This is a genomic window from Streptomyces sp. NPDC047974 (assembly GCF_040653375.1).
Lineage (GTDB): Bacteria > Actinomycetota > Actinomycetes > Streptomycetales > Streptomycetaceae > Streptomyces.
Genome location: NZ_JBEZNU010000003.1, coordinates 192,666 through 215,608, shown reverse-complemented (window position 1 = coordinate 215,608; position 22,943 = coordinate 192,666). Strand labels below are relative to the sequence as shown.

22 protein-coding genes are annotated in these 22,943 nt (G+C 71.6%); 4 read left to right on the top strand and 18 right to left on the bottom strand.

The window, feature by feature from the left end; genetic code table 11:
- Window positions 1-58 precede the first annotated feature (58 nt).
- The gene (locus AB0E19_RS06725; RefSeq protein WP_362174357.1) at window positions 59-1,057 is read left to right on the top strand and encodes a zinc metalloprotease; all 999 of its coding nucleotides are present in this window, start codon (window positions 59-61) and stop codon (window positions 1,055-1,057) included.
- 57 nt (window positions 1,058-1,114) lie between these two features.
- Here AB0E19_RS06725 and AB0E19_RS06720 read toward each other — a convergent pair whose 3' ends face one another.
- Together AB0E19_RS06720 and AB0E19_RS06715 are read right to left on the bottom strand one after the other, a co-directional pair.
- A complete protein-coding gene (locus AB0E19_RS06720; protein WP_362174354.1) occupies window positions 1,115-1,696 on the bottom strand; it encodes a dienelactone hydrolase family protein in 582 nt (193 codons plus the stop codon).
- A 47-nt stretch (window positions 1,697-1,743) separates the two neighbouring features.
- A complete protein-coding gene (locus AB0E19_RS06715) occupies window positions 1,744-3,330 on the bottom strand; it encodes a Na+/H+ antiporter (RefSeq protein ID WP_362174350.1) in 1,587 nt (528 codons plus the stop codon).
- A 75-nt stretch (window positions 3,331-3,405) separates the two neighbouring features.
- Between AB0E19_RS06715 and AB0E19_RS06710 the strand changes: the two genes are divergently transcribed.
- Window positions 3,406-3,594, top strand: a complete 189-nt coding sequence (locus tag AB0E19_RS06710) for a hypothetical protein (protein WP_362174347.1) — start codon at window positions 3,406-3,408, stop codon at window positions 3,592-3,594.
- Window positions 3,595-3,695: 101 nt separating this feature from the next.
- Here AB0E19_RS06710 and AB0E19_RS06705 read toward each other — a convergent pair whose 3' ends face one another.
- The 4 genes from AB0E19_RS06705 to AB0E19_RS06690 all read right to left on the bottom strand — a co-directional run bounded on the left by AB0E19_RS06705 (window position 3,696) and on the right by AB0E19_RS06690 (window position 6,278).
- Window positions 3,696-4,163: a GNAT family N-acetyltransferase gene (locus AB0E19_RS06705; protein ID WP_362174344.1), complete on the bottom strand. Its 468-nt coding sequence runs from the start codon at window positions 4,161-4,163 to the stop codon at window positions 3,696-3,698.
- Window positions 4,160-5,101 (bottom strand): RluA family pseudouridine synthase, encoded by a 942-nt coding sequence (locus AB0E19_RS06700; RefSeq protein WP_169085724.1) that lies wholly within the window; start codon window positions 5,099-5,101, stop codon window positions 4,160-4,162. The genes AB0E19_RS06705 and AB0E19_RS06700 overlap by 4 nt, the downstream gene beginning before the upstream one ends.
- 43 nt (window positions 5,102-5,144) lie before the next feature.
- A complete protein-coding gene (gene lspA, locus AB0E19_RS06695) occupies window positions 5,145-5,705 on the bottom strand; it encodes a signal peptidase II (RefSeq protein ID WP_362174341.1) in 561 nt (186 codons plus the stop codon).
- A 105-nt stretch (window positions 5,706-5,810) separates the two neighbouring features.
- Window positions 5,811-6,278 (bottom strand): TraR/DksA C4-type zinc finger protein, encoded by a 468-nt coding sequence (locus AB0E19_RS06690; protein ID WP_362174338.1) that lies wholly within the window; start codon window positions 6,276-6,278, stop codon window positions 5,811-5,813.
- Between AB0E19_RS06690 and AB0E19_RS06685 the strand changes: the two genes are divergently transcribed.
- Both AB0E19_RS06685 and ileS read left to right on the top strand, forming a co-directional pair.
- A complete protein-coding gene (locus AB0E19_RS06685; protein ID WP_362174335.1) occupies window positions 6,247-6,657 on the top strand; it encodes a hypothetical protein in 411 nt (136 codons plus the stop codon). The two genes, AB0E19_RS06690 and AB0E19_RS06685, sit on opposite strands and share 32 nt — an antisense overlap.
- Before the next feature lie 535 nt (window positions 6,658-7,192).
- Complete coding sequence (gene ileS / locus AB0E19_RS06680; protein ID WP_362174332.1) at window positions 7,193-10,330, top strand: isoleucine--tRNA ligase; 3,138 nt, start codon at window positions 7,193-7,195, stop codon at window positions 10,328-10,330.
- Between the two features lie 185 nt (window positions 10,331-10,515).
- Here ileS and AB0E19_RS06675 read toward each other — a convergent pair whose 3' ends face one another.
- The 12 genes from AB0E19_RS06675 to murF form a co-directional block, all read right to left on the bottom strand.
- A complete protein-coding gene (locus AB0E19_RS06675) occupies window positions 10,516-11,586 on the bottom strand; it encodes a DivIVA domain-containing protein (protein ID WP_359522677.1) in 1,071 nt (356 codons plus the stop codon).
- Window positions 11,587-11,641: 55 nt separating this feature from the next.
- A complete protein-coding gene (locus tag AB0E19_RS06670; RefSeq protein ID WP_031007132.1) occupies window positions 11,642-11,932 on the bottom strand; it encodes a YggT family protein in 291 nt (96 codons plus the stop codon).
- An 81-nt stretch (window positions 11,933-12,013) separates the two neighbouring features.
- Window positions 12,014-12,634 carry a cell division protein SepF gene (gene sepF / locus AB0E19_RS06665; protein WP_030748389.1) on the bottom strand — a complete coding sequence of 207 codons (621 nt, stop codon included), beginning with the start codon at window positions 12,632-12,634 and terminating at the stop codon, window positions 12,014-12,016.
- 122 nt (window positions 12,635-12,756) lie between these two features.
- On the bottom strand, window positions 12,757-13,476 hold the full coding sequence (locus tag AB0E19_RS06660) for a YggS family pyridoxal phosphate-dependent enzyme (protein WP_362174326.1): 720 nt from the start codon (window positions 13,474-13,476) through the stop codon (window positions 12,757-12,759).
- A 5-nt stretch (window positions 13,477-13,481) separates the two neighbouring features.
- A complete protein-coding gene (gene pgeF, locus AB0E19_RS06655; protein ID WP_362174322.1) occupies window positions 13,482-14,216 on the bottom strand; it encodes a peptidoglycan editing factor PgeF in 735 nt (244 codons plus the stop codon).
- The gene (gene ftsZ, locus AB0E19_RS06650) at window positions 14,213-15,427 is read right to left on the bottom strand and encodes a cell division protein FtsZ (RefSeq protein WP_362174319.1); all 1,215 of its coding nucleotides are present in this window, start codon (window positions 15,425-15,427) and stop codon (window positions 14,213-14,215) included. The genes pgeF and ftsZ overlap by 4 nt, the downstream gene beginning before the upstream one ends.
- Window positions 15,428-15,705: 278 nt before the next feature.
- Window positions 15,706-16,509, bottom strand: coding sequence for an FtsQ-type POTRA domain-containing protein (locus AB0E19_RS06645; protein WP_362174316.1), 804 nt, complete (start codon window positions 16,507-16,509; stop codon window positions 15,706-15,708).
- 24 nt (window positions 16,510-16,533) lie between these two features.
- On the bottom strand, window positions 16,534-17,628 hold the full coding sequence (gene murG / locus AB0E19_RS06640) for an undecaprenyldiphospho-muramoylpentapeptide beta-N-acetylglucosaminyltransferase (RefSeq protein ID WP_362174313.1): 1,095 nt from the start codon (window positions 17,626-17,628) through the stop codon (window positions 16,534-16,536).
- Between the two features lie 6 nt (window positions 17,629-17,634).
- Complete coding sequence (ftsW, locus tag AB0E19_RS06635; protein ID WP_360600400.1) at window positions 17,635-18,975, bottom strand: putative lipid II flippase FtsW; 1,341 nt, start codon at window positions 18,973-18,975, stop codon at window positions 17,635-17,637.
- 55 nt (window positions 18,976-19,030) lie between these two features.
- On the bottom strand, window positions 19,031-20,470 hold the full coding sequence (gene murD / locus AB0E19_RS06630) for a UDP-N-acetylmuramoyl-L-alanine--D-glutamate ligase (protein WP_362174308.1): 1,440 nt from the start codon (window positions 20,468-20,470) through the stop codon (window positions 19,031-19,033).
- On the bottom strand, window positions 20,452-21,522 hold the full coding sequence (mraY, locus tag AB0E19_RS06625; RefSeq protein WP_362174305.1) for a phospho-N-acetylmuramoyl-pentapeptide-transferase: 1,071 nt from the start codon (window positions 21,520-21,522) through the stop codon (window positions 20,452-20,454). The genes murD and mraY overlap by 19 nt, the downstream gene beginning before the upstream one ends.
- Complete coding sequence (gene murF / locus AB0E19_RS06620; protein WP_362174302.1) at window positions 21,519-22,943, bottom strand: UDP-N-acetylmuramoyl-tripeptide--D-alanyl-D-alanine ligase; 1,425 nt, start codon at window positions 22,941-22,943, stop codon at window positions 21,519-21,521. Before murF ends, mraY begins: the two co-directional genes overlap by 4 nt.

The following is a 22,943-nucleotide window of genomic DNA, read 5'->3' as shown; positions in this document are numbered from 1 at the left end:
GTAATCTCCCCGCCGTGGCGAGGAAGTACCTCCCACAACCCCCCGCGAGGAGTCACCTGTGCGTGCTCTTGTCCGTATATCGCCGCGTACCTCACGTCGTGTACTCGGTACCGCCGTCCTGGCCGGAACCCTGGCCCTGGCGCCGTTCTCCGGCCCCGTCATCGCCCAGGCGTCCCCGACCCTGGCCGGCGCCTCCGCCGAGGAGTGCGCCGACGACACGGCCGCCCTGTCCGGCGCACGCAAGGAGAAGGGCGCCGACACCCACGCCCACGAGCCGAACGAGGTCTCCGCCTCCCAGGCCAAGGCCATGGACGCCGACCTGAGCAAGAAGCTCTCGGCCCTGAAGTCGAGCGGCCGGCTCTCCGCCTCGGCGGCCGCCGCCGGCGGGACCATCCCGGTCTACTTCCACGTCGTCCACAGCGGCACGACCGGCAAGCTGAGCTCCACGGACATCAACAACCAGATGAACGTGCTCAACTCGGCCTTCGGCGGCCAGGGCACCGGCAACGTGAACACCGGCTTCCAGTTCTCCCTCGCCGGCACCACCTACACGGACAACGCCTCCTGGTACAACCTGGCCTCCGGCTCCACCGCCGAGAAGTCCATGAAGCAGTCCCTCCGCCAGGGCGGCGCGAACGCGCTGAACATCTACACCGCCAACCTCAGCGGCGGCCTGCTCGGCTGGGCGACCTTCCCGTCCTCGTACCAGTCCAACCCGTCCATGGACGGCGTGGTCCTGCTCGACGCCTCCCTGCCGGGCGGCTCGGCGGCCAACTACAACCAGGGCGACACCGCCACCCACGAGGTCGGCCACTGGATGGGCCTCTACCACACCTTCCAGGGCGGCTGCAACGGCAACGGCGACTACGTCACCGACACCCCGGCCGAGAAGTCCCCGGCGTACGAGTGCCCGACCGGCCGTGACTCCTGCGCCTCCAAGACCGGTGTGGACCCGATCCACAACTTCATGGACTACACGTACGACGCGTGCATGTACCAGTTCACCACCGGCCAGGTGACCCGCATGAACGACCACTGGACCGCGTACCGCGCCTGACGGCCCGTCCGCACACAGTGAACGGCCCCCGGGGGAATCCCCCGGGGGCCGTCCCCGTCACTCCTCCCCGGCGAGCCCGTCGAGGAAGTCGAGCGCGATCGCCCAGGTCCGCTCCGCCGCGTCGGGATCCCAGTCCGGCAGCTCCGGGTCCGTGTACACGTGCCCGGCCCCCCGGTAGCGGTAGACCTCCACGTCCGCGCCGGCCCTGCGCATCTGGAGGTACCAGGAGGACAGCCAGTCGTCCGTCTCGAACGGGTCCGGCTCCGCCACGTGCAGCTGGACGGGCAGCTCGTCCACGGAGGCGTTCGGCGCCAGGTCCGAGGTGCCGTGGAGCAGCAGCAGTCCGCGCGCCTTCTCGTCGCCGAGCGCCAGGGTCTGCGCGACCGAGGCACCGAAGGAGAAGCCCGCGTAGACGAGACCGCGCTCCGAGTAGGGCGCGGCGGCCATGACCGCGCGCTTCAGCAGCTCGTCCGAGCCGATCTCGTCCTTCTTCGCCATGGCCACCTCCACCGAGTCGGAGGTCCAGCCGTCGAAGAGGTCCGGCACCCACACCTGGTGGCCGGCGGCCCGCAGCCGGTCGGCGGCGGCCTCCACGGCCGGGCGCTTCCCGTAGACCGAGTGGAAAAGCATGATGTCCATCCCGCCATCCTGCCACCCGCCCCCGCCAACCCGGTGGAACCCCCAGGTCAGCGCAGTGACCGGACGTCCAGGTGGCGCAGCACCCGGTCGACGACCTCCGGGTCGGCCCCCGGCTCGCTGCGCGCCGAGAGCACCGCGTGCCGCGCGGCGGACATCATCTCCCGCTGGATCGCCTGGAGCCGCCTCACCCGCTCGGCCCGCTCGGTGAAGGCGGCCCGCCGCTCCTCGTCCACCATGTCCGGGCTGATCCGCGCGCCGATGTCGAAGGCCCCGCGCTGAAGCCGTTCGGCGACCTCCTCGGGCAGCTCCTCGACCTCCTCGATCTCCTTCAGGCGCCGCTTGGCGGCCTTGGCGGCCCGCAGCGCCAGCTCCCGCTCGAAGGCCCGCTCGGCGTCGGCGTCGGCCTTCACCCCGAGCCTGCGGACCAGCCACGGCAGGGTGAGCCCCTGCACCACCAGGGTGGCGAGGATCACGCAGAAGGCGAGGAAGATCAGCTCGTCCCGGCCGGGGAAGGGCGCGCCGTCGTCCGTGGTGCGCGGGATGGCGAGCGCCAGCGCGACCGAGGCCACCCCGCGCATCCCCGACCACCACATGACGACGGTCTCCCGCCAGCTCGTCGGGATCTCCTCGTCGACGTTCCGCCGGTCGTGCAGCTTCTGTGCCAGCCAGCCGGCCGGCAGCAGCCACAGCAGCCGGACGCCGACGACGACGCCGACGACCGCAGCGCCCCAGCCGAGCATCTCGCCCACGTGCCCCTCGGCGACGCCGAGGACGTGGATCAGCTCCAGGCCGATGAGGCCGAAGGCGATGCCGGTGACCAGGGTGTCGACGATCTCCCAGAAGGTCTGCCCGGCGAGCCGCCCCATCACGTCGTCGGCGTCGACCGCGTACTCGGCGAGGAAGAGCGCGGTGACGAGGACCGCGAGGACGCCGGAGCCGTGCAGCTCCTCGGCGAGGACGTAGGAGACGAAGGGGACGAGGAGGGTGAGCCCGGTCTGCAGGGTGGCGTCGCCGAGGAAGCCCATGAGCTTGTTGGTGGCCCAGCCGAGGACGAGGCCGACCACGATCGCCACCACCGCCGAGAGGACGAACTGGCCCAGCGCCTCGGGCCAGGAGAACTCGCCGCTCACCACCGCGGCGATGGCCACGTGGTACAGCACGATCGCGGTCACGTCGTTGAAGAGCCCCTCGCCCTCCAGGATCGACACGAGCCGCCGGGGCAGCCCGAGCGAGCCGGCCACGGCGGTCGCCGCGATCGGGTCGGGCGGGGCGACGAGGGCGCCGAGCGCCAGGGCGGCGGCGAGCGGGATGCCGGGCACGAGCGCGTCCGCGACCGCGCCGACGGCGGCCGTGGTCACGAAGACCAGGGCCACCGCGAGCAGGAAGATCGGCCGCCGGTTCGCCGCGAACTGCCGCCAGGAGGTCCGCTGCACGGAGGCGTAGAGCAGCGGCGGCAGCACCAGCGGAAGGATGAACTCGGGCGGGATCTCGACGTTCGGCACGAAGGGCAGGAAGGCCAGCACGATCCCGAGGAGCGTCATCAGGACGGGTGCGGGCAGCCCCAGCCGGTCACCGAGCGGGACGGTGAGCACCGCCCCGAGCAGCAGCAAGAACAGCAGGGCGAGCTGGTCCACGGTGTCCCCTTGAGCCGGTTCAAGATCGAAGGCATATCATAAAAGGGACATTCCAGCCACCGTGAGGAGGGTGCCATGCTGAAGCAGACCATCGGGCGCCGTGCGGCGGCCCTGGTGCTCGCCGTGGCGGGCGTGCTCGGCGCAGGCTCGGCCGCGCTGGCATCACCCAGCCCGCCCACCAACGGCGGAAACGGCGGAGGCCAGAGCGGTCAGTGCACCGGTCCCGCCAGCGAGCGGCCGCACGGCTGCCACACCTGGAAGTAGCGGCGCCGAATCGCCGCACCCGGGCGCGAGGCAAGCCGCCGCCCGGACAGCCCGAGGGCCCGCATCCCATCGGATCGGGCCCTTTTCGCGCGCCTGGGGCCTCAGAGCACCCGACGCATCGCCCGGTGCGGGATCCCCGCGTCCGGGAACTCCTCGCCGTACGCCACGTAGCCCAGCCGCTCGTAGAAGCCGAGGGCGTGGGTCTGCGCGTGCAGGTCGACGGCGGCGAGACCGCGCCCGCGGGCCGCGTCCTCGATGGCCCGGACCAGCGCCGCGCCGACGCCGAGACCGCGCGCCGCCTCGGCGACCGCGAGCCGGCCGAGCGAGCCGACGGAGGCGTCCGCACCGGTCTTGCCGGTCGCGTCGGCGCCGTGCAGCAGCCGCCCGGTGCCCAGCGGCACGCCGTCCGCGCGGACCGCGAGGACGTGCACGGCGGTGGCGTCGTACGGGTCGTACTCGATCTCCGCCGGGACGCCCTGCTCCTCGACGAAGACCTCACGGCGCACCGCGAAGCAGGCCTCGCGGTCCTCGTCGGCGACGGCCTCGCGGACCGTGTAGGCCCCGCTCACCGGCTCTCCGCCTCGATCCGGTCGAGGGCGGTCCGGAGGTCGGCCGGGTAGGTGGAGGAGAACTCGACCCACTGCCCGTCGCCGGGGTGCTCGAAGCCCAGCCGGACCGCGTGCAGCCACTGGCGGGTGAGGCCGAGGCGCTTGGCCATGGTCGGGTCGGCGCCGTAGGTGAGGTCGCCGACGCAGGGGTGGCGGTGGGCCGACATGTGCACCCGGATCTGGTGGGTGCGGCCGGTCTCCAGCTTGATGTCGAGCAGCGAGGCCGCCCGGTACGCCTCGATGAGGTCGTAGTGGGTGACGGACGGCTTGCCGTCGGCGGTCACGGCCCACTTGTAGTCGTGGTTCGGGTGCCGGCCGATCGGCGCGTCGATGGTGCCGCTCAGCGGGTCCGGGTGGCCCTGCACCAGCGCGTGGTAGCGCTTGTCGACCACGCGCTCCTTGAACTGGCGCTTGAGCGAGGTGTACGCGTACTCCGACTTGGCGACCACCATCAGGCCGGAGGTGCCGACGTCGAGGCGGTGCACGATGCCCTGGCGCTCGGCGGCGCCGGAGGTGGAGATCCGGTAGCCGGCGGCGGCGAGGCCGCCGATGACGGTGGTGCCGGTCCAGCCGGGGCTCGGATGGGCCGCGACCCCGACCGGCTTCATGATCACGACGATGTCGTCGTCGTCGTGGACGATCTCCATGCCCTCGACGGGCTCGGCGACGATCTGCACCGGCGCCGGGGCGCCGGGCATCTCGACCTCCAGCCACGCGCCGCCGCTGACCCGCTCGGACTTGCCGACGACGGAGCCGTCGACCTGGACCTTCCCCGCCGCGGCGAGCTCGGCCGCCTTCGTACGGGAGAACCCGAACATTCGGGCGATGGCGGCGTCGACGCGCTCGCCCTCCAGGCCATCGGGAACGGGCAGGGTGCGGATCTCGGGACTCGTGCTCACCCGTCGAGTATGCCTTGTGCCGGGAGTGCTCGGTCCTGCGTGCTCAGTCCTTGTGGACGGTGCCGTCCGGGTCCAGGCCCCGGAAGGACAGGATGACGATCAGGATGCCGCCGCAGACGATCGCCGAGTCGGCGAGGTTGAAGACGGCGAAATGGGCCGGGGCGATGAAGTCCACGACCGCGCCCTCGAAGACGCCCGGCGAGCGGAACAGCCGGTCCGTGAGGTTGCCCAGCGCGCCGCCGAGCAGCAGGCCCAGCGCGATCGCCCACGGCAGGCTGTAGAGCTTGCGGGCCAGCCGGACGATCACCACGATCACGGCCGCCGCGATGCAGGTGAAGACGATCGTGAACGCCTCGCCCATGCCGAAGGCCGCGCCCGGGTTCCGGATCGCCTCGAAGCGGAGCAGGTCGCCGATCACCTTGATCGGCTCGCGGCCCTCCAGCTTCTCCACCACGACGATCTTGCTGCCGAGGTCGATCAGATAGGCGAGCACGGCCACGACGAAGAGCGCGACGATCCGTCGCCTCCCCTGGGGCCGCTCCTCGGCCTCCGCCGCATCCGGTGCTGAATCCGGCGTACCGATGACGCTCTCCGTCTCTGCCACGTGAGTGAGTCCCTCGTACCTCGTTGCCTGACCGTGCCCCGAGAGTACGGCACAGACGTACGAGACCGGCAGTCCGAGCCGCCGGTCCCGCACCGGAGAGCGGCCCTAGCCGCGCCGCTCCTGCTTCTGCTTGTCCTCCACGCAGAGGGTGGCGCGGGGGAAGGCCTGCATCCTGGCCTTGCCGATGGGCTTGCCGCAGACCTCGCAGAGGCCGTACGTGCCCGCGTCGAGCCGCTCCAGGGCGTGCTCGCTCTGCTCCAGCATCTCCCGCGCGTTCGCCGCCAGGGCGAGCTCGTGCTCGCGGGTGATGTTCTTGGTGCCGGTGTCCGCCTCGTCGTGGCCCGCGCCCTCGCCGGAGTCCCGCATCAGCCCGGTCAGCTCCTCCTGCGAGTGGACGAGCTCGCTGCGCAGCCGCAGCACCTCGGCCTGGAGCTCGCTGCGGGCCTCGGCGACCTCGTCCGGCGTCCACGGGTCCTCGCCGGGCCGCACCGCGAGCTCACCGGTCCGTGCCGGGGGCACGGCCGCCTCGTCCTCGGCGGTCGTGACGCCACCCGCGGTCTTCTTCGCTGCCACCGTCCTGGCTCCTGTCTGCTTCTTCGCGGCGGCCTTCCGGCCGACGGCCTTCTTCACGGTCTTCTTCCCCACCGACCCCGCCTCCGCCCCGGCGGCCTTCCTCGCCGACGGCTTCCCGGCGGCCGGCTTCTTCGTGGCCGGCGCGGCGGGCGCAGAGGTCTCCGGCGCCTCGTCCGCGGACGCGCTCCTCGCGGACGCGCGCTTCGCCGCCTTGCGTGCCGGGGCCGCCGCCTTCCGCTTCCCGGCCGGGCCGGCCGGGCCGTCCGGGGACGCGGGGTCGCCCGGGGAACCGGCGGCCCCGGGGTCCCCGGCGGCGGCCGGGGACTGCTTCGCGGCGGTCTTCTTCGCCACCATGTCGCGGCCCCTTCACATTTTGTGATCTTGCTCGCGCATCGTGCTGGGACGATAAATCGGCCCAAGGCGCGCGGCAACGGGGCACGCCGCCCATTCCGCCCACCCCGTGCCCCCCGGCACGGACCCGTGGGAAGTGGTGCCCAACTCCCCGCCGGGTTATCCGCCCCGCCGCTCCCCGGCACGGCCCCCGGGAACCCGCCGCGCCCCGTGTGCCCATTCGGGTCACCGGCAATCCGGTCGGCCCGGCGCCCCCGCGCCCCGTACACTGGCCTCAGCGAGAGGCGTCGATGGGGACCAGTAGCGTCGTACGCGAGCCATGAGCGACCCGGGGACGGTGAGAGCCCGGGGGCGAGCCCGATGCGAAGCATCACCCCGGAGCTGCCGGAAGAAAGCCGCGTGGACACGCACCACGAAGCGCGGTGACTAGACCCGGTGTCGCGACCCCAATGAGGGGGCTTCGGACGGCCACGCCCGGGGCCAAGGAGGGTGGTACCGCGGGAGCACGGCTCTCGTCCCTCCGACGGAAGCAGGAAATGTCCGTCCGGAGGAGAGTCCGCCGCATGACCACGCCGCAGTACCGCCAGGTGCCCGCCCAGGTCGACCTGTCCGCGCTCGAGCACGCCGTGCTCGACTTCTGGCAGGAGAACAAGGTCTTCGCGAAGACCCTGGAGCAGTCCGAGGGCCGCCCCGAGTGGGTGTTCTACGAGGGCCCGCCGACCGCCAACGGCATGCCGGGCGCCCACCACATCGAGGCCCGCGTCTTCAAGGACGTCTTCCCGCGCTTCCGCACCATGCGCGGCTACCACGTGGCCCGCAAGGCCGGCTGGGACTGCCACGGCCTCCCGGTCGAGCTCGCCGTCGAGAAGGAGCTCGGCTTCTCCGGCAAGAAGGACATCGAGGAGTACGGCATCGCGGAGTTCAACGCGAAGTGCCGCGAGTCGGTGACCCGCCACACCGACGCCTTCGCCGAGCTGACGACCCGGATGGGCTACTGGGTCGACCTCGACGACGCCTACCGCACCATGGACCCCTCGTACATCGAGTCGGTCTGGTGGTCGCTCAAGCAGATCTTCGACAAGGACCTGCTCGTCCAGGACCACCGCGTCGCCCCCTGGTGCCCCCGCTGCGGCACCGGCCTCTCCGACCACGAGCTGGCCCAGGGCTACGAGACGGTCGTCGACCCCTCGGTCTACGTCCGCTTCCCGCTGACCTCCGGCCCGCTCGCCGGCCGGGCCGCGCTCCTCGTCTGGACGACGACCCCCTGGACGCTGGTCTCCAACACGGCCGTCGCCGCCCACCCCGAGGTCACCTACGTGGTCGCCACGGACGGCGACGAGAAGATCGTCGTGGCCGAGCCGCTGCTCGACAAGGCCCTCGGCGAGGGCTGGGTCACCACCGGCGAGTCCTTCACCGGCGCCGAGATGGAGCGCTGGACCTACCAGCGCCCCTTCGAGCTGGTCCCCTTCGACGCCCCGGCCCACTACGTGGTCAACGCCGAGTACGTGACGACCGAGGACGGCACCGGCCTCGTCCACCAGTCCCCCGCCTTCGGTGAGGACGACCTCAAGGTCTGCAAGGCGTACGGCCTCCCGGTGGTCAACCCGGTCCGCCCCGACGGCACCTTCGAGGAGGACGTGCCCCTGGTCGGCGGCGTCTTCTTCAAGAAGGCCGACGAGGCGCTGACCGCCGACCTCGACGCCCGCGGCCTGCTCTACCGGCACATCCCGTACGAGCACAGCTACCCGCACTGCTGGCGCTGCCACACGGCCCTCCTGTACTACGCGCAGCCGTCCTGGTACATCCGGACGACCGCCGTCAAGGACCGGCTCCTGGAGGAGAACGAGAAGACCAACTGGTTCCCGGACTCCGTCAAGCACGGCCGCTTCGGCGACTGGCTCACCAACAACGTCGACTGGGCCCTCTCCCGCAACCGCTACTGGGGCACCCCGCTGCCGATCTGGCGCTGCGAGGACGACCACCTGACGTGCGTCGGCTCCCGCGCCGAGCTCACCGAGCTGACCGGCACCGACCAGTCGGGCCTCGACCCGCACCGCCCGTACATCGACGCGGTCACCTTCCCGTGCCCCAGCTGCGCGAAGACCGCCACGCGCGTGCCCGAGGTCATCGACGCCTGGTACGACTCCGGCTCCATGCCGTTCGCCCAGTACGGCTACCCGTACAAGAACAAGGAACTGTTCGAGTCCCGCTACCCGGCGCAGTTCATCTCCGAGGCCATCGACCAGACCCGCGGCTGGTTCTACACCCTGATGGCCGTCGGCACGCTCGTCTTCGACAAGTCCTCGTACGAGAACGTGGTCTGTCTCGGCCACATCCTCGCCGAGGACGGCCGCAAGATGTCCAAGCACCTCGGCAACATCCTCCAGCCGATCCCGCTCATGGACCAGCACGGCGCCGACGCCGTGCGCTGGTTCATGGCCGCCGGCGGCTCCCCCTGGGCGGCCCGCCGGGTCGGCCACGGCACCATCCAGGAGGTCGTCCGCAAGACGCTCCTCACCTACTGGAACACCGTCGCCTTCCAGGCCCTGTACGCCCGTACGTCCGGCTGGGCGCCGTCCGCGGCCGACCCGGCGCCGGCCGACCGCACGGTCCTCGACCGCTGGCTGCTCTCCGAGCTGAACACGCTGGTCGCCGAGACGACCGAGGCGATGGAGGCGTACGACACCCAGCGCACCGGCAAGCTGATCTCGGCCTTCGTCGACGACCTGTCCAACTGGTACGTGCGCCGCTCCCGCCGCCGCTTCTGGCAGGGCGACAAGGCGGCCCTGCGGACCCTGCACGACGTCGTCGAGACCGTCACCCGCCTGATGGCCCCGCTCACCCCCTTCATCACGGAGCGGGTCTGGCAGGACCTCGTCGTCCCGGTGACGCCGGACGCCCCCGAGTCGGTCCACCTCGCGACCTGGCCGGAGGCCGACGCGGCGCTCATCGACGGCACGCTCTCCGAGCAGATGCTGCTCGTCCGCCGTCTGGTCGAGCTGGGCCGCGCCACCCGCGCCGAGTCCGGCGTGAAGACCCGTCAGCCGCTCTCCCGCGCGCTCGTCGCGGCGAACGGCTTCGCGGCGCTCTCCCCCGAGCTCCAGGCCCAGATCACGGAGGAGCTGAACGTCTCCTCCCTCGCCTCGCTCTCCGAGGTCGGCGGCTCGCTGGTCGACACCACGGCCAAGGCGAACTTCCGCGCCCTCGGCAAGCGCTTCGGCAAGGGCGTCCAGGACGTGGCGAAGGCGGTGGCCGCGGCCGACGCGGCGGCGCTGGCGCTGGCGCTGCGCGATGGCGAGGCCCCGCTCGAAGTGAACGGCGAGACGATCACCGTCACGCCGGAGGAGATCATCATCACGGAGACCCCGCGCGAGGGCTGGTCGGTCGCCTCCGACTCCGGCGCGACGGTCGCCCTGGACCTGGAGATCACCCCCGAGCTGCGCCGTGCCGGCCTGGCCCGTGACGCGATCCGCCTCATCCAGGAGGCCCGCAAGAACAGCGGTCTCGACGTCGCGGACCGGATCGCGCTCCGCTGGACGACGACGTCTCCCGAGACGGCGGAGGCCCTGACGGCCCACGCCGCCCTCATCTCGGACGAGGTCCTGGCCACGGACTTCGCGCAGGGCGAGCCCGACGCGTCCTACGGCCCCGCCTTCGAGGACGAGCCCCTCGCCCTCACCTTCCACCTGCACAAGGCGTAACCGCCGCCGCGAAGGGCCCCGCACCACCCGGTGCGGGGCCCTTCGCCGTTCGGTCGTGGGCCTCCGTCCCGCCCTTGCGGGGCGCGGCCCGCGGGAACGGCGAAGGGCCAGGTGCCTGGAGTGATCCAGGTCCTGGCCCTTCGGCTGCCGACGGCTACGTGCTCACGGCACGTTCAGGCGCCGCTTCAGTTGTCGTCCTCGTCGATCAGGAAGCCCCGCATCGGCGCCGGCGCCTGCTGCATCGGCTGGGGCGCCTGCGGGCGGACCGGAGCCATCGGCTGGGTCATCGCCGGGGACATCTGCTGCTGGCCGCCGTAGGACGGGCCACCGCCCATGGACGGACCGCCGCCCATCGGGCCGTTGCCGCCGTAGGACGGCGCACCCGCACCGGCCGAGGCCATGGACGGGGCCGGCGGCAGCGAGGCCGTGGCCGGGGTCCGCGGCGGAGCCAGCGAGTCGTCCGCCTGGGTCTCCAGCTGACGCAGCTGGGACTCCAGGTAGGACTTCAGACGGGTCCGGTACTCGCGCTCGAAGCCCCGCAGGTCCTCGACCTTGCGCTCGAGGGTGGCGCGGGCGGACTCCAGGGAGCCCATCGCGACGCGGTGCTTCTCCTGCGCGTCCCGCTCCAGGGCGTCCGCCTTGGCACGGGCGTCGCGCTCCAGGCCCTCGGCACGCGAGCGCGCCTCGCCGACGATCTTGTTGGCCTCGGAGCGGGCCTCGGCGATCGCCTGGTCGGCGGTCTGCTGGGCCAGCGAGAGGACACGCGCGGCGCTGTCGCCACCGGGCTGCTGCGGAGGCTGCGGCTGCATCTGCTGCTGCTGCGGGTGACCCATGGGGCCGCCCTGCATCGGGCCGGGACCCATCGGGCCGCCCTGCATCGGGCCCGGACCCATGGGTCCGCCCTGCATGGGGCCGGCGGGAAGCTGAGGAGCACCGGAAGGCAGCTGCGGCGGGCCCATCTGCGGCGGCTGCTGCTGGACCGGCGGACCGGATATGGCGGCGGGCACCGGGGCGCCGGGTCCGACGGGACGGTCCTGCGGCTCCGGCGGCTTGCGCATGGCCTGCTGCTGGTTCTGCGCGGCGGCACGCGTGGCCGCGGCCAGCTTGGCGCGCAGGTCCTCGTTCTCGCGGAGCAGGCGGGTCAGCTCGGCCTCGACCTCGTCGAGAAAGGCATCGACCTCGTCCTCGTCATAGCCTTCTCGCAGGCGGACGGTCGTGAACTGCTTGTTCCGCACGTCCTCAGGAGTCAGCGGCATCTCTTCTTCACCTCTACGTAGTCGTCGGCAGTCGGCAGGACCGTATCGTCCACACTCACCTCGCGAGGGAGTTCACGACGGAGATGAGGATGTAGACGATGATCATCAGAACGAAGAAGGACAGGTCGAGTGCCACGCCCCCGAGACGAAGCGGCGGAATGAGCCGCCGCAGAAGCTTGAGCGGTGGATCGGTGACAGTGTAGGTGGCCTCCAGAACGACCACCATCGCCTTACCGGGTTGCCATGAACGGGCGAACTGGAAGACGTAGTCCATGACCAGCCGGAAGATCAGGAAGACGAGGAAGCACATCAGCGCGATGTAGACCACCTGTAGTGCGACGCCCATCCCGCTGTTCCCTCTCCCCTGGCCCTCGTGTGCTCAGCTTGCTCCGACCGCCCTTGCGGCCGGTCCGTCCGGTCTCGTTCCTCAGCTCTGGTTGAAGAATCCGCCCTCTGCGATCCGGGCCTTGTCCTCCGCCGTGACATCGACGTTAGCAGGCGACAACAGGAACACCTTCTGCGTCACGCGCTCAATGCTGCCATGGAGCCCGAAGACGAGTCCGGCGGCAAAGTCGACAAGTCGCTTCGCGTCCGTGTCGTCCATCTCCGTGAGGTTCATGATCACCGGGGTGCCCTCGCGGAAGTGTTCCCCGATGGTACGGGCCTCGTTGTAGGTCCGGGGGTGGAGCGTGGTGATGCGGTACGGCTCCCGCTCGGACACGACCTTGGGCATGATCACCGGTGCGTTCTTCTCCAGGCTCGGGCGTTCGGGTGTGATGGATGCCACGGGGGCAATTCGGGCCGGACGTCCACTTTCGGCGAGTACCGGGGCAGAGTGGGCGACCGGTTCCCGGGGGGCCGGAGGGGCCACGACGCGCACGGGTTCCTCACGCTCGATCTGGCGCGGGGGGGTGTGGCGCCGCTCCCTCTCGGGCTCCGGCTCCAGCTCGGGTTCGAAGTCGTCGTCGGGGTCGAAGCCCCGGCCGTCGTACCCATCGTCCTCCACGAGACCGAGGTAGACCGCCATCTTGCGCATCGCGCCGGCCATGCTCCGATTCCTCCGCTCTGTGGTGGATCGGCCTCGTCACCAAGTGCCCGCGATCCACGCGGCCACTCCGCCGTTCGCGGAATGACCATATTTTCTGCTGTGGTCCGACCTGCTTCGCGACGTTACCCGAGCTTCGGGCGGACTCCGAGTACCGCCGTACCGACGCGTACGTGTGTCGCCCCGGCGGCGATGGCGTCCTCGAGGTCCGCGCTCATTCCCGCTGACACCATGTTCGCAGCAGGACGGGTCGCGCGCAGGGCAGTCGACAAATCCATCAGCCGGTCGAAGGCGGCCCGTTGCCGCCCGGCGTACTCCCCGACGAGCGGGGCCACCGTCATGAGTCCGGCGAGCCTCAGCCCGGGGGCCTCGTCGAGGGCGGCGGCCAACTCCTCGATCCCGTCGGGCGCGACGCCGCCGCGGTCGCCCCGGCCGCCGGCCTCGGCGTCGAGGGCGACCTGGATCAGGCAGCCGAGCTCCCGCCCGGCCTTCCCGGCCGCCCCGGAGAGCGAGGAGACGAGCCTGAGCCGGTCGACGGACTGCACCACATCGGCATAACCCACCACGGATCTGACCTTGTTGGTCTGCAACTGACCGACGAAGTGCCAGGTGAGATCGAGGTCGGCGCAGGCGGCGGCCTTGGGCGCGGCGTCCTGGTCGCGGTTCTCCGCCACGTGACGCACCCCGAGTCCGTGCAGGATCCGCACATCGCTCGCGGGGTAGGTCTTGGTGACGACGATCAGGGTGACCTCCTCGCGGGGCCGCCCGGCGGCGGCGCAGGCCGCGGCGATCCGCTCCTCCACCCGTGCCAGGTTCTCCGCGAGTTCGGACTTACGGTCCGTCATTCCTCTTACCTGCCCAACCAGACATATCCCGCGAGTCGCCCGGTGGTGCGGTCGCGGCGGTACGAGTAGTGGTCGCCGGACTCCAGGGTGCAGACCCCGGTGTCCTCGACGTCGGTCACGCCGAGCCGGGCGAGCTGGGCCCGGACTCCGGCGGCGACGTCGACGGCCGGGGTGCCCCAGGAGGTCTCCGCGTACGCCTCGGGTTCGACGGCCGCGACCTCGGCGCGCATCGCCTCGGGGACCTCGTAACAGCGTCCGCAGACGGCGGGGCCGGTGCGGGCGGTGATCCGGCCCGGCTCGGCGCCGAGCTCCGTCATCGCCGCGACGGCGGCGGGGACGACTCCGGCGATCATTCCGGGCCGCCCGGCGTGGGCGGCGGCGACGACGCCGGCGACCGGGTCGGCGAGGAGGACGGGGACGCAGTCCGCGGTGAGGACGGCGAGGCCGAGTCCGCGGCGGGCGGTGACGATCGCGTCGACGGCGGGAACGGCCTCGCCGTGCTCCCAGGGGCCGTCGACCACGGCGACGCCGGCGCCGTGGACCTGGTTCATCCAGACGACGAGGTCCGGGTCGAGGCCGAGGCCGGCGGCGGCGCGGGCCCGGTTGGTCCGTACGGCCTCCGGGTCGTCGCCGACGGCGCCGCCGAGGTTGAGCTCCTCGTACGGAACGGCGCTCACCCCGCCCCACCTGTCGGTGAAGGCGAAGTGCGCGCCGTTCGTCGTGTGGCGGTGCCCTATCACTTCAGGAAGTCCGGCACGTCCAGCTCCTCGGCGGGGCTGTCCGCGTACGGACGGGCCGGCGGGACCACCGGCGGGGCGGGCGGCAGCGGGGCCTCGTTGACGACCGGGACCGGCTCGACCGGAGCGGCCACGGGCTCCTCGCGCGGGGTCACCGTGCCGAGGCCGCCGAGCGGGCGGGGGGTCTCGGCGACGCGGGGGGCCGGGGCCGGCTCCTCGCGCTTGGCGGAGACCGAGCCGATGATGTTGTCCCGGCGGGCCGGCGGCTGGCCGCCGTCGAAGCCGGCCGCGATGACGGTGACCCGGACCTCGTCGCCGAGGGCGTCGTCGATGACGGCGCCGAAGATGATGTTGGCCTCCGGGTGGGCGGCCTCGCTGACCAGCTGGGCGGCCTCGTTGATCTCGAAGAGACCGAGGTCGCTGCCGCCGGAGATGGAGAGCAGGACACCGCGGGCGCCGTCGATGGACGCCTCCAGGAGCGGCGAGGAGATCGCCATCTCGGCGGCGGCCACCGCGCGGTCGTCGCCGCGGGCGGAGCCGATGCCCATGAGGGCGGAGCCGGCCTCGGACATGACCGACTTGACGTCGGCGAAGTCGAGGTTGATCAGACCCGGGGTGGTGATGAGGTCGGTGATGCCCTGGACACCGCTGAGCAGGACCTGGTCGGCCGACTTGAAGGCGTCGAGAACCGACACCTGGCGGTCCGAGATGGACAGCAGCCGGTCGTTCGGGATGACGATGAGGGTGTCGACCTCTTCGCGGAGCTCGGCGATGCCGTCCTCCGCCTGGTTGGCGCGGCGCCGGCCCTCGAAGGTGAAGGGGCGGGTGACCACGCCGATGGTGAGCGCGCCGAGCGAGCGCGCGATGTTGGCGACGACGGGCGCGCCGCCGGTGCCGGTGCCGCCGCCCTCGCCGGCGGTGACGAAGACCATGTCGGCCCCCTTGAGGACCTCCTCGATCTCCTCGCGGTGGTCCTCGGCGGCCTTGCGGCCGACTGCGGGGTTCGCCCCGGCCCCGAGGCCGCGGGTCAGTTCACGGCCGACGTCGAGCTTGACGTCGGCGTCGCTCATCAACAGTGCCTGTGCGTCGGTGTTGATGGCGATGAACTCGACGCCCTTGAGACCGACCTCGATCATTCGGTTGATGGCATTGACACCACCGCCGCCGACACCGATGACCTTGATGACTGCGAGGTAGTTCTGCGGTGCTGCCACGTCGAAGGCCTCTCGCCTCGAGTTACGTGTCGTCATTGCGCGGTGGTTTGCGCGCCGCGACGACGGATGCCGATGGGGTGGTCCGTGCGCCGACCCCAACCCTAACGTTGAAGTTTAGGGTTACCAGTGTCCCTGCCCGCTGGACTCTTCCGAACAGGACACTAAGTCGACAAGGTGCGCGTGTTCAACGAACACGCCGAACCTCCCGTTTTTCTTTTCACCCTATGTGATCACCCGTAGCGCTGGCCAACCAGGGTGCTGGCCAGCGCGGATGCGCGTCAACTCCCCGACGAGGCGGGTGCACTGGGGGCACTTACGTCGAAGTGCCCCGCTTTGGGAGTCGCCTTCATGAGAGCGGTCAGCACCCGGGCCTTGGCGGGCCCGTGTTCGGCGCTGCCCCAGAAGACGGTGCGGTCACGGGTGAGTTCCAGAGTGACGGAGTCGTACGAGGACAGGCGTACGACACGAGTGTCCTTCGCGATCGCGTCCGGGAGTTCACTCCGTACGCGCACCGCCTCGGCGAGGAGCCGGTCCGCGTCGAACCGCCGCAGGCTGGGCGAAGCCGCCGCGTCGAGGACCAGCCGGGGGACGCCTCGGGGCGGGGTGGTGACGGTCGCGAACGGAACGGCGTCGCCGTCCACTTCGGTGAAGGATCCGCTTTTTTCCAGAAGGAGTACGGGTTTCCGTTCGGTCACTTCGATCCCGATTCCGTGCGGCCAGGACCGGATCACGTCGACCGAGGCGATGCGCGGGAGTTCCTCCCGGAGCCGGGCCGCGATGGCGTCGGTGTCGACGGTGACCAGGGGGGCGCCGACCGGGACGGCGGCGACGGCCTCGACCTGGGCCGGGGTGAGCACCGCCGTGCCCGAAGTCTTCACACCTTCCACACGGAACCAGGTGGAGCCGTAGAGCGCCCAGACCGTGCCGCCGGCGAGCAGGAGCAGGCCGACGGCGATCAGGGCGAGCTTCAGTCCGGTCGGGCGGAAGCGGCCGCCCGTGCCTTCCGGCCGGGGCTGCCGGTCCGACGATCCTCCGGGCTTCTGGGTGCCGCTCTTCTCCGCGGTCGTCGGTCCGGCTGCCACGCGCGCCTCTCCCCTGGTCCTCCGCTACGCCTGTCGGCGGGCGGCGATCGCCTCGTACACCATGCCGACGAGCAGGTCGTCGGCGTCCCGGCGGCCGAACTCGGAGGCGGCGCGGGACATCTCGTACAGTCGGTGCGGATCGGCCAGTACGGGCAGGACGTTGGCCTGCACCCACTGCGGCGACAGCTCCGCGTCGTCGACGAGGAGTCCACCGCCGGCCTTGACCACCGGCTGCGCGTTGAGCCGCTGTTCGCCGTTGCCGATGGGCAGCGGGACGTAGGCGGCGGGCAGTCCGACGGCGGAGAGCTCGGCGACGGTCATGGCACCGGCGCGGCAGAGCATCATGTCGGCGGCGGCGTAGGCGAGATCCATCCGGTCCACGTACGGTACCGGCACGTACGGCGGCATTCCGGGCATGTTGTCGACACGCGGCACCTCGTTCTTCGGGCCGACCGCGTGCAGGATCTGGATGCCGGAGCGCTGGAGCACCGGGGCGATCTGCTGGATGACCTCGTTGAGCCGGCGCGCGCCCTGGGAGCCGCCGGAGACGAGCAGCGTCGGCAGGTTGGGGTCGAGGCCGAAGGCGGCGCGCGCCTCGGGCCGGACCCGGGCCCGGTCGAGGGTGGCGATGGTGTGCCGCAGCGGGATCCCGATGTAACGGGCGTTGCGGAGCTTGGAGTCCGGGGTGGCGACGCCGACCCCGGCGGCGTACCGGGAGCCGATCTTGTTGGCGAGGCCGGGCCGGGCGTTGGCCTCGTGGACGACGATCGGCACGCCGAGGCGCTTGGCGGCGAGGTAGCCGGGCAGCGCCACGTAACCGCCGAAGCCGACCACGCAGTCCGCCTTGGTCCGCTCCAGGATCTGCTCGGCGGCCTTGATGGTGCCGCGCAGGCGCCCCGGGACGGTGATCAGTTCGGGGGTGGGCTTGCGGGGCAGCGGTACGGCGGGGATGAGCGCCAGCTCGTAGCCCCGCTCGGGCACGAGCCGGGTCTCCAGGCCCTTCTCCGTGCCCAGCGCCGTGATGCCCACGCTCGGGTCCTGCCTGCGCAGGGCGTCCGCGAGGGCGAGCGCCGGCTCGATGTGACCGGCGGTCCCCCCGCCGGCGAGTACGACATGCACCGAAATTCACCGCTCTCCGGACGGGCGCTTCTTGACGCGCCGTCGCATCGACTTCCATCTCACCCCGGCCCGCTTGCCCCAGCCGGGGCGGCGCATGGCCAGGGCCGCTTTCGCGGCGGGTTCCTGTCGCGCGAAGGCGATCAGGAGCCCGACGGCGAACATGGTCGGCAGCAGGGCCGACCCCCCGTACGAGAACAGCGGGAGCGGGACGCCGGCGATCGGCAGCAGACCGAGCACCGCACCGATGTTGACCACGGCCTGGGCCGTGATCCAGGTGGTCACGCCTCCCGCGGCGAATCGAACGAAGGGGTCCTCCGTGCGTCCGGCCACGCGGATACCCGCATAGCCTAGGGCCGCGAACAGGGCGACGACCGACAGCGTCCCCGCGAGGCCCAGTTCCTCACCGGTGACCGCGAAGATGAAGTCGGTGTGCGCTTCGGGCAGTTGGCCCCATTTTTCCACACTCGCACCGAGCCCGGAACCGAACCATCCGCCCGACGCCAGAGCATAGATACCGTGCGCGGCCTGGAGGCACGGGGCCCCCTCGCCACCCGGATCGGTGGCGCCGATGCACTGGAAGCGGTCCATCCGGTGGGGGCTGGTCCTGATGAGCAGCGCGCCGAGCGCACCGGCCACCACGAGCACCCCGACGAAGAGGCGGGTGGGGGCGCCGGCCGTCCACAGCAGGCCGAAGAGGATCGCGGTGAGGATGATCGCGGTGCCCATGTCGCCGCCGAGCATGATCAGCCCGAGCAGCATGAAGGCGCCGGGGACCAGCGGCACGAGGATGTGCTTCCACTGGGTGAGGAGCTTCATGTCCTGTTTGCGGGCGAGCAGGTCGGCGCCCCACAGGATCAGGCCCAGCTTGCCGAACTCGCTGGGCTGGAGCATGAACGGGCCGCCCAGCGAGATCCAGTTCTGGTTGCCGCCGACGGAATGCCCTATCCCGGGGATCTGCACGAGCACCATGAGGAAGATCGCGCCGACCAGGATCGGGTAGGCCAGGGCCCGGTGCAGCTTCACCGGCATCCGCGAGGCGACGAGCAGCAGTCCGGTGCCGAGCAGGGCCGCGAAGAACTGCTTGCGGAAGAAGTAGGACGGCACCAGCTCGTAGCGGAGCGCCGTGATCATCGAGGCCGAATAGACCATCACCAGGCCGAGCGTGGTGATGAGCAGCCCCGCGCCGATGATCACGTAGTACGCCGTGAGCGGCCGGTCCCAGGCCCGCTGCGCCCGCGTGTAGAGCCCGCGTACGCCTCCGCCGCGCGCCCCCCGCGGGGTCGCTGGGGCCCGCCCTCCGCCCGGTCGGGCGGAGGGCCTGCGTGTCCCGGCGATCTTGCTCGGCATGGTTCGCTGCCCCCTCCGGTCAGGCCCGGTAGGCCGGACCCTCGCAGTGGTCGGGTCAGGCGTCCCCGGTGGCGGCGAGGGCGCGGACCGCGTCCGCGAACGCCTCGCCCCGCTTGTTGTAGTTGGTGAACATGTCCATCGAGGCGCAGGCCGGGGCCAGGAGGACGGTGTCCCCCGGGCGGGCGAGCCGGGCCGCCTCGCGGACCGCCTCGGACATCGCCCCAGTGTCGGTCCGGTCGAGGTCCACCACCGGGACCTCCGGGGCGTGTCGCGCCAGGGCTTCGCGGATCAGCGCGCGGTCCGCGCCGATCAGCACGGCCCCGCGCAGCCGCTTCGCCGAGCGCTGCACGAGCTCGTCGAAGGTGGCGCCCTTGGCGAGGCCTCCGGCGATCCAGACGATCGGGTCGTAGGCGGCCAACGAGGCTTCGGCGGCGTGGGTGTTGGTGGCCTTGGAGTCGTCGACGTACGTCACGCCCTCGATCTCCTCGACCAGTTCGATCCGGTGCGGGTCGGGCCGGAAGGCCCGCAGCCCGTCCCGTACGGCCTTGGCGTCGACGCCGAAGGCGCGGGCGAGGGCGGCCGCGGCGAGCGCGTTGGCGATGTTGTGCGGGGCCGGCGGCTGCACGTCGGCGACCTCGGCCAGCTCCTGGGCGTTCTTCTGCCGGTTCTCGACGAAGGCCCGGTCGACGAGGATGCCCTCGACGACGCCGAGCTGGGAGGGGCCGGGGGTGCCGAGGGTGAAGCCGATCGCCCGGCAGCCCTCCTCGACGTCGGCCTCGCGCACCAGGTCCTCGGTGGCCGGGTCGGCCACGTTGTACACGCAGGCGACCTGGTTGCCCTCGTAGATACGGCCCTTGTCGGCGGCGTACGCCTCCATCGAGCCGTGCCAGTCGAGGTGGTCGGGCGCCAGGTTGAGCACGGCGGCCGAGTGGGCGCGCACGGAGGGCGCCCAGTGCAGCTGGTAGCTGGAGAGCTCGACGGCGAGCACGTCGTACTCCTCGTCGCCGAGGACGGCGTCGAGGAGCGAGACGCCGATGTTGCCGACGGCGGCGGTCCGCAGCCCGGCCGCCTCCAGGATGGAGGCGAGCATCCGGGTCGTGGTGGTCTTGCCGTTGGTGCCGGTGATCGCCAGCCACGGGGCCGAGTCCGGGCCCCGCAGTCGCCAGGCCAGCTCGACGTCGCCCCAGATCTCCACGCCCGCCTCGGCGGCGGCCGCGAAGAGCGGCTTGTCCGGCTGCCAGCCGGGGGTGGTGACGACCAGCTCGGAGCCGGCCGGCAGGGTCGCCCCGTCGCCGAGGCGGACGGTGATCCCCTCCGCCTCCAGCGCGGCGGCCTGTGTCCGGGAGCGCTCGTCGTCGCCGTCGTTGACGACGGTCACCACGGCGCCCCGGGCGGCCAGGGCCCGGGCGGCCGGGATGCCGGACACCCCGAGACCCGCGACCGTGACGTGCTTGCCCTGCCAGTCCAGCTCTTCGCTCACTTGTCGGCTGCCCATCCCGCGTAGAAGAGGCCCAGGCCCACGATGACGCACATGCCCTGGATGATCCAGAACCGGACGACGACCAGGACCTCGGACCACCCCTTGAGTTCGAAGTGGTGCTGGAGGGGGGCCATCCGGAAGACGCGCTTGCCGGTCATCTTGAACGAGCCGACCTGGATGACCACGGAGAGGGTGATCAGCACGAACAGGCCGCCGAGCAGCGCGAGCAGCAGCTCCGTGCGGGAGCAGATGGCGAGACCGGCCAGCGCGCCGCCGAGCGCGAGGGAGCCGGTGTCGCCCATGAAGATCTTGGCGGGCGAGGTGTTCCACCACAGGAAGCCGAAACAGGCGCCCATGAGCGCGGAGGCCACGACCGCGAGGTCCAGCGGGTCGCGGACCTCGAAGCAGGCGTTCGGGTTCGTCAGGGTCAGCGCGTTGGCGCAGGACTCCTGGAACTGCCAGAGCCCGATGAAGGTGTAGGCGCCGAAGACCATCACGGAGGCGCCGGTGGCGAGGCCGTCCAGACCGTCCGTCAGGTTCACGCCGTTGGACATGGCCAGGATCATGAAGAGCGCCCAGACCACGAAGAGCACCGGGCCGATGGACCAGCCGAAGTCCGTGATGAAGGAGAGCTTCTCGGAGGCCGGGGTGAGCCCGCGCATGTCCGCGAACTGGAGCGAGAGCACGGCGAAGGCGATGCCGACGATCAGCTGGCCGGCCATCTTCGCCTTGGCCCGCAGGCCCAGCGAACGCTGCTTGACGATCTTGATGTAGTCGTCGAGGAAGCCGACCAGGCCCATGCCGGCCATCAGGAACAGCACCAGGACGCCGGAGTACGTCGGGTCCTCGCCGGTGATGACCTTGGCCAGGGCGTACGCGATGAGCGTGGCCAGGATGAAGGAGATGCCGCCCATGGTGGGCGTGCCCTTCTTCCCGGCGTGGCCGCGGGGGCCGTCGTCGCGGATGAACTGCCCGTATCCCTTGCGGGCCAGCAGCTTGATGAGCAGCGGGGTGCCGATCAGGGTCAGGAAGAGGCCGATGGCCCCCGCGAAGAGGATCTGCCTCATCGGCCGGATACCTCGCCCTCAGTGTCGAGCAGCGCGAGCGCGACCTGCTCGAGACCGACCGACCGGGAGGCCTTCACCAGGACCACGTCCCCCGGGCGCAGTTCCCTGCGCAACAGGTCGACAGCCGCCTGCGCGTCGGACACGTGCACCGACTCCTCACCCCACGAACCCTCGTTATAGGCGCCCAGTTGCAGCCAGGACGCTTCCCTGTCCCCGACCGCGACGAGCTTGCTGACGTTGAGCCGGACGGCGAGCCGTCCGACCGCGTCGTGCTCGGCGAGCGACGCGTCACCGAGCTCGGCCATCCTGCCGAGCACCGCCCACGTGCGGGCCCCACGGGCCTGTCCGGCCCTGCCCATGGCCGCGAGCGCGCGCAGGGCGGCTCGCATGGACTCGGGGTTCGCGTTGTAGGCGTCGTTGACGATCGTCACGCCGTCCGGACGCTCGGTGACCTCCATGCGCCAGCGCGAAAGGGAGCCGGCTTCGGAGAGCGCGGTGGCGATCTCCTCGGCAGGCATGCCCAGCTCGTGCGCGACGGCGGCCGCTGCGAGCGCGTTCGACACGTGGTGCTCACCGTACAGGCGCAAGGTCACGTCACTGCACCCGGTGGGTGTGTGGAGCGTGAAAGAAGGCTGTCCGGTCTCTGTGAGACGGACGTTCTCGGCACGTACGGCCGCTTCGTCCGCTTCGCCGAAGAGGATCACGCGGGCCTTGGTGCGGCTCGCCATCGCGCGGACGAGGGGGTCGTCGGCGTTGAGGACCGCCACTCCGCCGTCCTCGGCGGACGGCAGGGACTCGACGAGTTCGCCCTTGGCCACGGCGATCTGCTCGCGTCCGCCGAACTCTCCGATGTGGGCGGTGCCCACGTTGAGGACGAGCCCGATCCGGGGCGGGGTGAGCCCGGTCAGGTAGCGGATGTGGCCGATGCCGCGGGCACCCATCTCCAGGACGAGGTGCCGGGTCTCCCCGGTGGCCTTCAGCGCGGTGAGCGGCAGGCCGATCTCGTTGTTGAGGGAGCCGGGCGTCCAGACGGTGGGCGCGTGGCGGTCGAGGACCTGGGCGATCAGGTCCTTGGTGGAGGTCTTCCCGGCGGAGCCGGTGAGGGCGACGACATCGGTGCCGAGCCGCTCGACGACCGCGCGGGCGAGGGCGCCGAGGGCGCCCTGCACGTCGTCCACGACGATCGCGGGGACGCCGACGGGGCGGACGGCGAGCACCGCCGCCGCGCCCGCCGCGACGGCGCGCTCCGCGTAGTCGTGGCCGTCGACGCGCTCGCCGGCGAAGGCGGCGAAGAGGCTGCCGGGCTTCACCTCACGGGAGTCGATGACGACGGGCCCGGTGATCCGGGCGCCCGGATCCGGTATGTCGTGCGCCTGCCCGCCGACGATTTCGGCGATCTCGGCGAGGGAGAGGGCGATCAC

Coding starts and splice junctions, on each gene's coding strand:
- mraY (WP_362174305.1), bottom strand. CDS start 21,522: ATGAGGCAGATCCTCTTCGCGGGGGCCATCGGCCTCTTCCTGACCCTG.
- AB0E19_RS06720 (WP_362174354.1), bottom strand. CDS start 1,696: ATGGACATCATGCTTTTCCACTCGGTCTACGGGAAGCGCCCGGCCGTG.
- ftsW (WP_360600400.1), bottom strand. CDS start 18,975: ATGCCGAGCAAGATCGCCGGGACACGCAGGCCCTCCGCCCGACCGGGC.
- ileS (WP_362174332.1), top strand. CDS start 7,193: ATGACCACGCCGCAGTACCGCCAGGTGCCCGCCCAGGTCGACCTGTCC.
- murD (WP_362174308.1), bottom strand. CDS start 20,470: ATGGGCAGCCGACAAGTGAGCGAAGAGCTGGACTGGCAGGGCAAGCAC.
- sepF (WP_030748389.1), bottom strand. CDS start 12,634: ATGGCCGGCGCGATGCGCAAGATGGCGGTCTACCTCGGTCTCGTGGAG.
- AB0E19_RS06710 (WP_362174347.1), top strand. CDS start 3,406: ATGCTGAAGCAGACCATCGGGCGCCGTGCGGCGGCCCTGGTGCTCGCC.
- AB0E19_RS06670 (WP_031007132.1), bottom strand. CDS start 11,932: ATGGGCGTCGCACTACAGGTGGTCTACATCGCGCTGATGTGCTTCCTC.
- AB0E19_RS06660 (WP_362174326.1), bottom strand. CDS start 13,476: ATGACGGACCGTAAGTCCGAACTCGCGGAGAACCTGGCACGGGTGGAG.
- AB0E19_RS06675 (WP_359522677.1), bottom strand. CDS start 11,586: ATGCCGCTGACTCCTGAGGACGTGCGGAACAAGCAGTTCACGACCGTC.